The organism is Natrinema pallidum DSM 3751, from assembly GCF_000337615.1.
Taxonomy (GTDB): Archaea; Halobacteriota; Halobacteria; order Halobacteriales; family Natrialbaceae; genus Natrinema; species Natrinema pallidum.
Map to the genome: position 1 here is coordinate 1 of NZ_AOII01000107.1, position 11,900 is coordinate 11,900.

General features: G+C 61.5%; 10 protein-coding genes and 3 rRNA genes. 10 read left to right on the forward strand and 3 right to left on the reverse strand.

Going from position 1 to position 11,900, the window contains the following annotated elements:
• The 3 genes from C487_RS21230 to rrf (C487_RS17550) form a co-directional block, all read left to right on the forward strand.
• Window positions 1-2,040, forward strand: a 23S ribosomal RNA gene (locus C487_RS21230); the annotation flags it as partial.
• Window positions 2,041-2,230: 190 nt separating this feature from the next.
• Window positions 2,231-2,352: ribosomal RNA gene (gene rrf / locus C487_RS17545) — 5S ribosomal RNA — on the forward strand.
• A 155-nt stretch (window positions 2,353-2,507) separates the two neighbouring features.
• Window positions 2,508-2,629: ribosomal RNA gene (gene rrf / locus C487_RS17550) — 5S ribosomal RNA — on the forward strand.
• Window positions 2,630-2,743: 114 nt separating this feature from the next.
• On the opposite strand, the gene C487_RS17555 is transcribed toward rrf (C487_RS17550), so the two are convergent.
• The 3 genes from C487_RS17555 to C487_RS17565 all read right to left on the reverse strand — a co-directional run bounded on the left by C487_RS17555 (window position 2,744) and on the right by C487_RS17565 (window position 5,545).
• Window positions 2,744-4,090, reverse strand: a complete 1,347-nt coding sequence (locus tag C487_RS17555; protein ID WP_006187178.1) for an RNase J family beta-CASP ribonuclease — start codon at window positions 4,088-4,090, stop codon at window positions 2,744-2,746.
• A 539-nt stretch (window positions 4,091-4,629) separates the two neighbouring features.
• Window positions 4,630-4,905, reverse strand: a complete 276-nt coding sequence (locus tag C487_RS17560) for a helix-turn-helix transcriptional regulator (RefSeq protein ID WP_006187179.1) — start codon at window positions 4,903-4,905, stop codon at window positions 4,630-4,632.
• Window positions 4,906-5,350: 445 nt separating this feature from the next.
• Window positions 5,351-5,545, reverse strand: a complete 195-nt coding sequence (locus C487_RS17565) for a cold-shock protein (protein ID WP_006187181.1) — start codon at window positions 5,543-5,545, stop codon at window positions 5,351-5,353.
• Window positions 5,546-5,976: 431 nt separating this feature from the next.
• On the opposite strand from C487_RS17565, the gene C487_RS17570 reads away from it, so the two are divergent.
• The 7 genes from C487_RS17570 to C487_RS17600 all read left to right on the forward strand — a co-directional run bounded on the left by C487_RS17570 (window position 5,977) and on the right by C487_RS17600 (window position 11,894).
• On the forward strand, window positions 5,977-6,702 hold the full coding sequence (locus C487_RS17570) for a queuosine precursor transporter (RefSeq protein ID WP_006187183.1): 726 nt from the start codon (window positions 5,977-5,979) through the stop codon (window positions 6,700-6,702).
• 93 nt (window positions 6,703-6,795) lie between these two features.
• The gene (locus C487_RS17575) at window positions 6,796-7,893 is read left to right on the forward strand and encodes an aminopeptidase (RefSeq protein ID WP_006187184.1); all 1,098 of its coding nucleotides are present in this window, start codon (window positions 6,796-6,798) and stop codon (window positions 7,891-7,893) included.
• Window positions 7,894-8,053: 160 nt separating this feature from the next.
• On the forward strand, window positions 8,054-8,668 hold the full coding sequence (locus tag C487_RS17580) for a DUF309 domain-containing protein (RefSeq protein ID WP_049908260.1): 615 nt from the start codon (window positions 8,054-8,056) through the stop codon (window positions 8,666-8,668).
• A gap of 97 nt (window positions 8,669-8,765) precedes the next feature.
• Window positions 8,766-9,539 (forward strand): NAD-dependent glucose-6-phosphate dehydrogenase Azf, encoded by a 774-nt coding sequence (gene azf / locus C487_RS17585; RefSeq protein WP_006187186.1) that lies wholly within the window; start codon window positions 8,766-8,768, stop codon window positions 9,537-9,539.
• 99 nt (window positions 9,540-9,638) lie between these two features.
• The gene (locus C487_RS17590) at window positions 9,639-10,610 is read left to right on the forward strand and encodes an aldo/keto reductase (protein ID WP_006187187.1); all 972 of its coding nucleotides are present in this window, start codon (window positions 9,639-9,641) and stop codon (window positions 10,608-10,610) included.
• 116 nt (window positions 10,611-10,726) lie between these two features.
• Window positions 10,727-11,092: a dihydroneopterin aldolase family protein gene (locus C487_RS17595; protein WP_006187188.1), complete on the forward strand. Its 366-nt coding sequence runs from the start codon at window positions 10,727-10,729 to the stop codon at window positions 11,090-11,092.
• 349 nt (window positions 11,093-11,441) lie between these two features.
• Window positions 11,442-11,894: a DUF5790 family protein gene (locus C487_RS17600; protein ID WP_006187189.1), complete on the forward strand. Its 453-nt coding sequence runs from the start codon at window positions 11,442-11,444 to the stop codon at window positions 11,892-11,894.
• Window positions 11,895-11,900 lie beyond the last annotated feature (6 nt).

An 11,900-nucleotide genomic window follows, 5' to 3' on the forward strand; every position in this document is an offset into this window, starting at 1 on the left:
GACGCAGGGAGTCCGGTGCACGGGGTAAGCCTGTGTACCGTGAGGGAGACAACCCAGAGCTGGGTTAAGGTCCCCAAGTGTAGACTAAGTGCGATCGAAGGTGGTCTCAAGCCCTAGACAGCCGGGAGGTGAGCTTAGAAGCAGCTACCCTCTAAGAAAAGCGTAACAGCTTACCGGCCGAGGGTTGAGGCGCCCAAAATGATCGGGGCTCAAGTCTACCACCGAGACCTAGCAGCACCTTTCACAAGGTGATCTCGTAGGTTGGCGTTCTGTTCGGGTGGAAGCANGTCTACCACCGAGACCTAGCAGCACCTTTCACAAGGTGATCTCGTAGGTTGGCGTTCTGTTCGGGTGGAAGCATGGAAGAGATTTCGTGTGGACCGTTCAGTAACGAAAATCCTGGTCATAGTAGCAGCGTTAGTCGGGTTAGAACCCCGACGGCCGAACGAGTAAGGGTTCCTCAGCAATGCTGATCAGCTGAGGGTTAGCCGGTCCTAAGTCANTGACAACAGGGAAATAGGTTAATATTCCTATGCCAGTGTGCACTCAAAGCCGACGCTTTGGGGCCGCCTGAGCTGGGCTTTCGCCCAGTCGAACTATCGAAATTCGTGGAAGCCGTAATGGCACGAAGCGAACGAATGGTAGGATCGCGCAAGTCAGGCCAACCTAGAGCCCGTGAAAAGGCAAGCACACTGTCCGTACCGAGATCCGACACAGGTACTCATGGCGGCGAAAGCCAAGGTCTGTCGGGATCAACCGACGTTAGGGAATTCGGCAAGTTAGTCCCGTACGTTCGCAATAAGGGATGCCTGCCTCGCGAAGAGGCAGGTCGCAGTGACTCGGACGCTCCGACTGTCTAGTAACAACATAGGTGACCGCAAATCCGTAAGGACTCGTACGGTCACTGAATCCTGCCCAGTGCAGGTATCTGAACACCCCGTACAAGGGGACGAAGGACCTGTTAACGGCGGGGGTAACTATGACCCTCTTAAGGTAGCGTAGTACCTTGCCGCTTCAGTAGCGGCTTGCATGAATGGATCAACGAGAGCGTCACTGTCCCAACGTTGGGCCCGGTGAACTGTACGTTCCAGTGCGGAGTCTGGAGACCCCCAAGGGGAAGCGAAGACCCTATAGAGCTTTACTGCAGGCTGTCACTGAGACGTGGTCGCCATTGTGCAGCATAGGTAGGAGGCAGTACACAGGTACCCGCGCTAGCGGGCCACCGAGCCAACATTGAAATACTACCCGATGGTGACTGCGACTCTCACTCCTGGCGGAGGACACTGGTAGCCGGGCAGTTTGACTGGGGCGGTACGCGCCTGAAAAGATATCGGGCGCGCCCCAAGATTTCCTCCCCCGAGTCGGAGACTCGGGGAAGAGCGCAAGAGCAAAAGGAAGTCTGACAGTGTCCGGCACAACGACGGACGCTGACGCGAAAGCGTGGTCTAGCGAACCAATTAGGCTGCTTGATGCGGCCAATTGCTGACAGAAAAGCTACCTTAGGGATAACAGAGTCGTCACCCGCAAGAGCACATATCGACCGGGTGGCTTGCTACCTCGATGTCGGTTCCCTCCATCCTGCCCGTGCAGAAGCGGGCAAGGGTGAGGTTGTTCGCCTATTAAAGGAGGTCGTGAGCTGGGTTTAGACCGTCGTGAGACAGGTCGGCTGCTATCTATTGGGGGGGTTACGGTATCTGACGGGAACGTTCGTATAGTACGAGAGGAACTACGAATGGGTGCCACTCGTGTACCAGCTGTCCGAAAGGGCACGTGCTGGGCAGCGACGCACCACGGGGTAAGAGCTGAACGCATCTAAGCTCGAAACCCACCTGGAAAAGAGATACCANGTCCGAAAGGGCACGTGCTGGGCAGCGACGCACCACGGGGTAAGAGCTGAACGCATCTAAGCTCGAAACCCACCTGGAAAAGAGATACCATTGAGGCCACTCGTAGAAGACGAGATCGATAGACTCGGGGTGTACGCACCAAGGCAACGAGGTGTTGAGCCCGCGAGCACTAACTGGCCAAGCCACACATTCATACATTACATCGCATTGGATCCGTGACGCGAGAACGGGTCCGGACGTAAACTGGACTACACGTACACANCATCGCATTGGATCCGTGACGCGAGAACGGGTCCGGACGTAAACTGGACTACACGTACACACGGTCTTAGACACACCAACCGATACTGGCATTGCAACGGTTCGATTCCGTTGATCGGCGTTACGGCGGCCATAGCGGCGAGGTGACTCCCGTACCCATCCCGAACACGGAAGATAAGCTCGCCTGCGTTACGGTTAGTACTGGAGTGGGCGACCCTCTGGGAACTTCGTTTCGCCGCCACCANCCGAACACGGAAGATAAGCTCGCCTGCGTTACGGTTAGTACTGGAGTGGGCGACCCTCTGGGAACTTCGTTTCGCCGCCACCACTCATATCGACCAATTCGGTCGACGGTTACCGATCGTGGTCTTGCGGCGGTTCGATTCCGCCGATCGGCATTACAGCGGCCACAGTGGCGAGGTGCCTCCCGTACCCATCCCGAACACGGAAGATAAGCTCGCCTACGTTACGGTCAGTACTGGAGTGGGCGACCCTCTGGGAAATCCGTTTCGCCGCTTCCATTCATATTTCCTCCCCACACAGCACCTGCTGTGTGGGGTTTTGTATTTATTTTACGACTGCGATACCATCGCCTGCTACTCGAGAGCGAGCCAAAAAACCGTAGTCGCGTCGGCTTAGACTAGTTCGATGACGTTCCCGTTCGAGGTAACGTGGAGATCGCGGCCGAGCGTGTAGCCGCGGTTGGATGCCAGTTCGACGTACCCCGAGAATCCGCTCATGTCCTGGTGGGCCGGGATGATGTGCTCGGGCTGTAGTGCATCGAGCATCTCGTAGTGGCCCTCCTGACAGAGGTGACCGGACACGTGAATGTCGTCATAGATGCGTGCACCCTGCATGCGGAGTAGCTTTTCGGCCTGATAGCGCTGGCCTTCGTTCGTCGGCTCCGGAATGACCCGCGCGGAGAAGACGACTTTGTCACCGTCCTCGAGCTGGTACGGTGTTTCGCCACGGCCCATTCGCGTAAGCGTTGCTCGAGGTTCACCTTGATGACCGGTGACGACGGGAAGGAAGTTCTCTTTCCCCTCGTTCATGATTCGCTCGAAGGTCTGCTCGATGGATTGGCGATAGCCGACCATCTCGACGTCGGAGGGGAAGTCGATCCCGATCCGTTTTGCGGTTCCGGAGTAGGTCTCCATCGAGCGGCCGAGGAGAATCGGTTCGCGACCGATGTCGCGGGCGAACTCGATGAGTGACTTGACGCGAGCGATATGACTCGAGAAGGTCGTAGCGACGATGCCGCCATCGTAGTCCTCCATGCTGTAGAGGGCGTCGCGCAGGTGTTCCCGGGCGACGGTCTCGGAGGGCGTGCGTCCTTTCTTGTTCGCGTTGGTACAGTCTTCGATGTAGCAGAGGACGCCATTGCCCTCGCGACCGATCTCGCGGAACCGCTCCATGTCGATCGGGTCGCCGATGACGGGCGTGTGGTCCATCCGTTTGTCGAGTCCGTAGACAACTGCGCCTTCGGGGGTGTGGAGAACGGGATTGATGGCCTGGACGATCGAGTGCGTCACGTTGACGAACTCGAGGTCGACCGCGCCGGAGTCGCCGATCGACATCGTCTCGCCGGCTTCCATCTTGACGAGGTCGTTGTCGGTGTTGAACTTCCCTTCCTCCTCGAGTTCGCCTTTGACCAGTTCGATGGTGAACGGTGTCGCGACGATGGGTGCGTCGTACCGGTGTGCGAGTTTACTGATCGCACCGATGTGGTCCAAGTGGCCGTGGGTGGGGACGATCGCTTTGACATCCCCTTCGAGGTCGCTCATGACCCGGTCGTCGGGGATCGCGCCCATATCGATCAGGTCGAGACTGTGCATGCCTTCGGTTCGGATGTTGTCGTGAATGAGTACCTTCGAGAGGTTGAGTCCCATGTCGAAGATCACGATGTCGTCACCGGCGCGGACAGCTGTCATCTGTCGGCCGACTTCCTCGTAGCCGCCAATTGTCGCAATTTCAATGTCCATTGGTAGGGCCGATCATAGCAGTCCTGTGGACAGTCGTGCAGCCGGAATGGCTACTGGGAGCTGCGTCCTGCAACGTGAGCCGGCTTCGATCACGTCCTCGGTGGGTCGAATCGACGGCTCAGTCCCAACTGTGCCAGGGACAGCGCCTGTTTCGGTTAGTGAATCAACGACTCTCCCGACGTAAGTAGTTCTGGGTTTCAAGGCGAGTTCGGGGGCAGGTGTGGTCTCGAGGCGACTGTCGCGAGTGGAACACTGGCGTTCGATCGGGTGAGCACACGAGCCGCGTCGCCGTTCCGCACTGGAGTCGCGACGGACAGACCGGTTTCCGTCGGTGTCGTGATGAGGAGAACGTGACTCGGAAGCACTGGCTGTGGCCGCGGGCCGTCTCGTCGACGACCGGTGTGGTGTTTCCAGACTGAGTTGCTGTCTGCCGGTCGGACTGGGATCGGCGCGGGCGAAGCGTGGCTGTGTGGCGGTGGATGAGCCGCGATCCCGTCGGGTACGTGAGTTCGAGCGCGTGTGTATGGGGTAAAACCGAGTTACCTGTCGATATACTGTTGTTCCCACTCCCGGCGCTGTTCGATGGTCTGGTGGCCGCGGTCACTGATCTCGTAGTAGTTAGTGCGCCGGTCGAGTTGCCCCTTCTCGACGAGGTCTTTGTTGACGAGCGTATCGAGATTGGGGTACAATCGCCCGTGGTTGATTTCGCTGTTGTAATACGTTTCGACCTCGTCCTTTACGTCCTGCCCCGACGGTTGATCGGCCCCTGCGATCACGTACAGCAGGTCGCGTTGAAACCCAGTCAGATCGTCCATTTTGTATTCGGGTGGACGGACGGGAACCCGACTATTTGTTATCGATTTCGTATCAACCGGTTCGAATACGTTCAACGGAGCTAACTGAGTCATTCGTAGTACTGTCCGTCCTTTCGTCTAGTAACCACGTCCTACAGCCGGCCGTTTAGTTCCAATCCGGTGTCACAGCCGAAAATCTCGGACGGTGAAACGATCAACACGCTGATCACGGCGCTGTCATGCGAGCAGGTGTCCGTGATGAGCAGGCTACGACGGCATCCGTCCGCTGCTAGAACCCGGTTGTTGTGCTCCAGTGATGGTGATCGACGATCGAGTGGGACCCCTCACTGGGACAGCGGGTTCGGGCCGAGCGGCCGGTCGGCGATAGCGTCCGCTGGTTGTCGAGTTGGATTGCGAAGAATGATATTCGAAGTGTGAAACCCGTTACCGAACGTAAAAAGCCGTATTACAGGCGGGTGACGTTGGTGGCGCGGGGGCCTTTGGGGGCCTGTTCGATATCGAATTCGATGTCTGTGCCTTCTTCGAGGTCCGGACCGCCAACGTCTTCCATGTGGAAGAAAACGTCATCGTCCGCGTCGTCCGTCTCAATGAAACCGTAGCCGCCTGTGTCGTTGAAGAAATCAACGTTTCCTTTCGCCATTGCAATTCAATCGAGGCCCGGGACACGTATAACAGTTGTGTTATAGGTCGTGTGTCGAAACAAAAATAATTAGTGCCGAAAGACGACGATCGGACGCCATATCGCTCGAGAACCGGCCCCTCGGTTTTCACTGCCCACTGATGAGTTAACTCTCGAGAAGGTCAGTAGGAGGGCGCTCTGTGCCGGAACGGTCGTCTGGGGCGTGCTGATGGGGTCACTTGCTAACGGAAGGGGTCGACGAACGCAGTCGATCCGGCCCGGTCCGGGGCGATCCGAACCGACTGTTCGTCCAGAGTCGGGGTCGAACTCACCGTGGTCTGTTCGGCAGGCTTTCGACTGGGATGGTCGAACGGACTCGAATCCGATCCCGTCCATACTCGAGTACTCCGTGAATAGCACCGTTTAGGTGGATTCGGTGGATACGCCGTCCTATGAGTCAGACACAGACCCGTCACGGGCCGACGATCGCACAGGTCGCGCTGATCGGTCTCTTCGTGACGGCGCTCGTGACTGCACAGTTGACCGCCTCGAAGGTGCTCGCGTTCGAACTTCCCGTTGCGCTGCCGATCACGGGGGCGCAACTCGCGTTACCCGGTGCCGCGCTCGCGTACGCGCTGACGTTCCTCGCGAGCGACTGTTATACCGAACTCTACGGGCGTCGTGCGGGACAGATCGTCGTCAACGTCGGCTTCGTGCTGAACTTCGTCGTTCTCGCGCTCGTCTGGTCGACGATCGCCGCGCCGGCGGCCCCCACGAGTGTCGATCCCGGCGCGTTCGAGACGGCCCTGGGGGCGTCGACGAACATCGTCATCGGGAGCCTGCTCGCGTACGTCGTCAGCCAGAACTGGGACGTGATCGTCTTCCACCGCATTCGGGAGTCCACCGGCCCCGAGAAACTTTGGCTCCGTAACATCGCCTCGACGGCGAGCAGTCAGGCGATCGACACCGTCATCTTCGTCACGGTGGCGTTCGCCGTCGCACCCGCTGTCCTCGGCGTCGGTGCGGTCCTCGAGCCCGACCTCTTGCTCTCGTTGATCGTCGGCCAGTACCTGCTGAAACTCGCGATCGCCGTTCTGGACACGCCGATCGTCTACGCTATCGTCTCGCTCGTGCGCTCGCGCAAGGAGGGATCGGCCGAGGACGCCAGTACCGCCTAAGCGCCCACGGTTCGCAGCCACTCTCCGCATAGCCGCCCTGGGGGTTTCGGTTCGAACGGGGAGCGTTTAGTAGCCCGCTCGAGAGGGTTGAATATGGACGAACGCGTGCGCGAACACGCCGCCGTGTTGGTCGACTGGAGCGCTCGAGTCGAAGCGGGCGATGACGTGGTCCTCTCGGTGGGACCCGCCGCCCACGAACTGGCGGTCGCCGTCGCCGAGAAACTCGGTGATAGGGGGGCGAACCTCCTCGCGACCTACGGCTCGGGCGAGATCACCCGCGCTTACCTCCGGGCACACGACGGCGACTTCGACGAGAGCCCGGCCCACGAACTCGCCGTCGTCGAGAACGCCGACGTCTACCTCTCGCTTGGTGGGGGCCGGAACACGAGCGCGATGGCCGACGTTCCCGGCGAGCAGCGCCGAGCCTACAACGAGGCGCGAACCGAGATTCGTGAGCGGCGACTGGGGACCCGCTGGGTCTCGACGGTCCATCCGACGCGATCGCTCGCCCAGCAGGCGAACATGGCCTACGAGGAGTATCGGGACTTCGCCTACGAGGCGATCCTGCGGGACTGGGAGTCGCTGGCCGACGAGATGGCCCAGTTGAAGGAGGCCCTCGATGCCGGCTCCGAACTGCGGCTGGTCTCGAGGGGCACCGATCTCACCATGAACATCGAAGGGCGGACGGCGGTCAACAGCGCCGCGTCGGTGGCGTACGACTCGCACAATCTCCCCAGCGGCGAGGTCTTCACCGCGCCCGACGCGACCGAGGGCGAGGTGACCTTCGACGTGCCGATGACGATCCGGGGCGAGTCCGTCAGGAACGTCCGCCTCGAGTTCGACGACGGCGAGGTCGTCGACTACGACGCCGCGCAGGGTGGAGATGTCATCGACGACATCCTCGAGACCGACGCGGGTGCACGTCGACTGGGTGAGGTCGGCATCGGAATGAATCGCGGAATCGACCGCTACACGGACAATATCCTCTTCGACGAGAAGATGGGCGAGACCGTTCATCTGGCGCTCGGGCGAGCCTACGACGCCTGTCTCCCCGACGGCGAGTCGGGCAACGAGTCGGCCGTTCACGTCGATCTGATCACTGACGTAAGCGAGGAGTCCGTCCTCGAGGTCGACGGGGAGGTACTCCAGCGAAACGGCGTCTTCCGATTCGAGGACGGGTTCGACGCGTAGTTCCGCCGCGCATCGTCCGTCCCCCATGCCGGAGGCGGACCCCCCGTCGATCGGCAGCGGCCGGGGTGGGCTCGGTGTGGCTCCGACCGCGACGGCCGAGGGTCCTGCCGGCGGTCTCCGTCTCCGTCACGTTCTCCAGTCTCGAGCCCTAACGACGACTATGCGCGATCGGCTCCGGGCCGGCGTTGCCGTCTTCAACGACGGCCACTACCACGCCGCCCACGACGCTTGGGAGGACCGCTGGCTCGATCTCGAGTCGGGGAGCGACGACGAGCGACTGCTCCACGGCCTGATTCAGTACAGCGGCGCGGTCTATCACGCCCGGGAGGGGAACTGGGAGGGGGCCGTCGGGCTCGCGGCGAGCGGCGGCGGGTACCTCGCGAATCTACCGGCTGACTATCGCGATCTCCGACTCGCGCCGGTTCGTTCGTTTCTCGCACGGCTCGCGGCCGATCCCGAGATCCTCGAACGCAGGGTGCCAGTTCGAATCGAACACGAAGGCACGCTCCCGACGCTGTCGACGCTCGGGTTCGAGCCGACGGCGCTCGCCGCCGTCGTGCTCGCCGAGGCGTTCGGCTACGACGAGGAGCCGGTCGACCGAGCGCGCACGTACGCACGCCAGGATCTCGAGGCCGGCGCGGACGACAGCACGTTCATCACGCTGCTGTTCGATTTCGTCCGCGAGGACGAGAATCGCGGGATCGTCTATCAGCGGCTCACCGATCACGTCGGCAGGCGGCGGGCGCGCGAGGAGGACGTGAAGGGACTGTTCTGAACGGGTTTCCACGGGTCTCGAGCGACGAGTGCCACGGTTGGCCGTACGTCCGCCGAACCGCATGGTACTTATCGACGCTTTCCCTTCCACCGAACGAATGGCACAGTCAGTCCTGCTTACGGGGGCTGCGGGGCGGGTCGGAGAGGCCATCCTCGGCGGCCTCGCTGATGACCACGAGTGGCGATTACTGGATCGAAATCCGCCGACCGACGACCAGCCGGGCGAGTTCGTCGTCGCGGACATCACCGACGACAATGCCGTCCGCGAGGCGATGGACGGGATCGATGTCGTGATCCATCTCGCGGGCGACCCGCGCCCCGAAGCGCCGTGGGATAGCGTGCTGACCAACAACATCGACGGCACACAGACCGTTTTCGAGGCGGCCGTCGACGCGGGCGTCGAGAGCGTCGTCTTCGCCTCGTCGAACCACGCCGTCGGCAACTACGAGACCGACGCGCGCACGCCCGAGCTGTACCGCGAGCACGACGACTATCTGCTCGACGGCACCGAACTCCCCCGCCCGAGCAACCTCTACGGGGTCTCGAAGGCCGCCGGCGAGACCCTCGGCCGGTACTATCACGACGAACACGACCTCTCGGTCGCCTGCGTCCGCATCGGCAACCTCACCGAAGGCCATCCGCCGATCGACTACGAGCGCGGGCAAGCGATGTGGCTCTCATACCGGGACTGTGCGCACCTGTTCGATCGCTGTATCCGCGCCGATTACGGGTACGAGATCGTTTACGGCATCTCCGACAACGACCGGAAGTACTACTCGATAGAGCGCGCCCGCGAGGCCCTGGGCTACGACCCGGAGGACAACTCCGCGTACTACGACGGCGAGGAGCGGGTCGCCGAACCGGACGCCTGATCGGTCGCGATCGGACCTCGTTCCCGTGTTCCCCTCGAGAGCCGGCAACCGATTCCGACGAGCCACGACGTTTTGTCGTCGGCGGTCACATTCCCAGCCATGGAGTACACCACGCTCGGATCGACTGGGATGACTGTCAGCCGGATTTGCCTCGGCGGTATGAGTTTCGGGACCGGCCAGGAATGGATGCTCGAGCCCGAGGACAGCAAAGCACTCATCGAGCGCGCGATCGATCTCGGGATCAATTTCTTCGACACTGCGAACGTTTACTCGACGGGCGAATCCGAAGCGATTCTGGGCGAGGCCCTCGACGGCTACGACCGCGATTCGCATGTCGTCGCGACGAAGGTCTTCGGTGACATGAACCCGGAGAATCCGAACGCGAGCGGGCTCTCCCGCAAAGCCATCGAGCAGGAACTCGAGGCGAGCCTCGACCGACTGGGCATGGACACGATCGATCTCTATCAGACACACCGCTGGGACTACGACACGCCGATCGACGAGACCCTTCGCGCGCTCGACGATGCGGTCCGTCGCGGACAGGTGCGGTACGTCGGCACGTCGTCGATGTGGGCTCACCAGTTCGCAGATGCGCTCCACACCAGCGACGCGCTGGGCCTCGAGCGGTTCGTGACGATGCAAAACCACTACAACCTCTTCTACCGGGAGGAAGAGCGGGAGATGTTACCCCTGTGCGAGCGGGAAGACATCGGTGTCATCCCGTGGTCGCCGCTGGCCCGCGGCGTCGCAACCCGGCCCCACGAGGAGATCGAAGCCACGACGCGCGGCCGAACCGACCAGTACCTCGAACAGATGTCGTACCTGCAGGGTGGCGGCACGGAGATCAACGAACGGATTCAGGAACTCGCCGCCGACAAGGGCGTCTCGATGGGGCAACTCTCCCTCGCCTGGCTCCTCCACAAGGACTGGGTCGACGCCCCCATCGTCGGGACGACCAGCGTCGAACACTTAGAGGACGCCGTCGAAGCCCTCGAGATCGACCTCTCGAGTTCCGACATGGAGTATCTCGAGGAGCCCTACGAGCCGCTGCCGGTCGCGGGCCACGAATAAGGATCGTCTTCCGCGCCGGGAACGGCGTCCATCCTCGAAACTGTAGCCGTAGCTGACGCTCCGAGAGGCCGACGGCCATCGCAATCCCCTTGCACGCCGCACTCGAGTGTCCGTCCATGTCCACGGACACGGCACCGACGGATGCCGAGGCCGCCTGTTTCGAGGCCGGCATCAAGTTCGGCTCGCTCTACCACCAGTTCGCCGGCACACCGGTCTCGCCCGATACTGCTCCGAGCCTCGCGGCGGCGATGGCGGACTCGATCGAGAATCAGCCCCACTGTCGCGAGGTCACCGTCGACGTCCGTACCGACGAACTCGAGGCCGCGCTCGCCGAGTCGACGGCCGACTACACCGAACTGACGGGCCGCTTTCTCGAGGTCGAGATCGTCGTCGACTACGAGGGCTGTGAGGTCGTCACCCGGATGGAAATGGAGGACGGCTATCCGTTGATGCGACTCGAGTCGGTTCGGAGTCGGGAGTAAGCTTCGCTCTTACCGAAATCGAACTCGAGCCTTCGAGCAGTCACGAGGCTCTGCTTGACCGTGATCGATCTCGAGGTCGCGGCGATCGACCACGCCGACAGACACCGGTATACCGTCACTCGAGACCAGTATCGGGAGATCGGGTCCGATCCGTAACTGCGTTGTAGCACCTCGTTACCGGTCCGACGCATGCTAACAGCGGACGGACCTGGCAGGAATAAGACCATTCTGTTCGAGGTCGTTCCTTTCGAAACGCCACTACCGTTTGGCCGATATCGGTCCGCTTCCGACCGATTTCACTTTCACTTTCGGGCTATCTTTTAACCATAGTGCCCGCAAAGACGATGACATGAGCCAAGCCACGCTCGGCGACGACGAGGAACTGTTCGGCGAAGCGGCCAACGAGATGCGCGAGGACGTCGAAACCTCGCTCGAGGCGGCCTGGGCGGCGCTGCCCGACGCCGACGATATCTGGGAGACCGACGCCGACAACGTGCTGGGTGTGCTCAACGGACTCAACTCGGCGCTCGAGGCGGGCGACGCCGAGGAGAACCTCCGCGATGCGAAGAAGTGGTTCACCATGGGCCAACGCGCCGACGCCTTCGACGACGCCGCCGATCTCGAGGCGGAAATCGAAGCCCTCGAAGCAGCCGTCACGGATATTTCCGCGGCCGGCGACCAGGTCGGCGAACTCACGTCGACGGTTCCGGCCCTTCGCGGAACGCTGCAGGATGCCGGTCCCGCGGCGACCGACGACGAGCCAGCGGACGCCGACACGGATGCGGACGAAGACGAGGAGTAACCGCTT

Coding starts and splice junctions, on each gene's coding strand:
- C487_RS17555 (WP_006187178.1), bottom strand. CDS start 4,090: ATGGACATTGAAATTGCGACAATTGGCGGCTACGAGGAAGTCGGCCGA.
- C487_RS17560 (WP_006187179.1), bottom strand. CDS start 4,905: ATGGACGATCTGACTGGGTTTCAACGCGACCTGCTGTACGTGATCGCA.
- C487_RS17565 (WP_006187181.1), bottom strand. CDS start 5,545: ATGGCGAAAGGAAACGTTGATTTCTTCAACGACACAGGCGGCTACGGT.
- C487_RS17570 (WP_006187183.1), top strand. CDS start 5,977: ATGAGTCAGACACAGACCCGTCACGGGCCGACGATCGCACAGGTCGCG.
- C487_RS17575 (WP_006187184.1), top strand. CDS start 6,796: ATGGACGAACGCGTGCGCGAACACGCCGCCGTGTTGGTCGACTGGAGC.
- C487_RS17580 (WP_049908260.1), top strand. CDS start 8,054: ATGCGCGATCGGCTCCGGGCCGGCGTTGCCGTCTTCAACGACGGCCAC.
- azf (WP_006187186.1), top strand. CDS start 8,766: ATGGCACAGTCAGTCCTGCTTACGGGGGCTGCGGGGCGGGTCGGAGAG.
- C487_RS17590 (WP_006187187.1), top strand. CDS start 9,639: ATGGAGTACACCACGCTCGGATCGACTGGGATGACTGTCAGCCGGATT.
- C487_RS17595 (WP_006187188.1), top strand. CDS start 10,727: ATGTCCACGGACACGGCACCGACGGATGCCGAGGCCGCCTGTTTCGAG.
- C487_RS17600 (WP_006187189.1), top strand. CDS start 11,442: ATGAGCCAAGCCACGCTCGGCGACGACGAGGAACTGTTCGGCGAAGCG.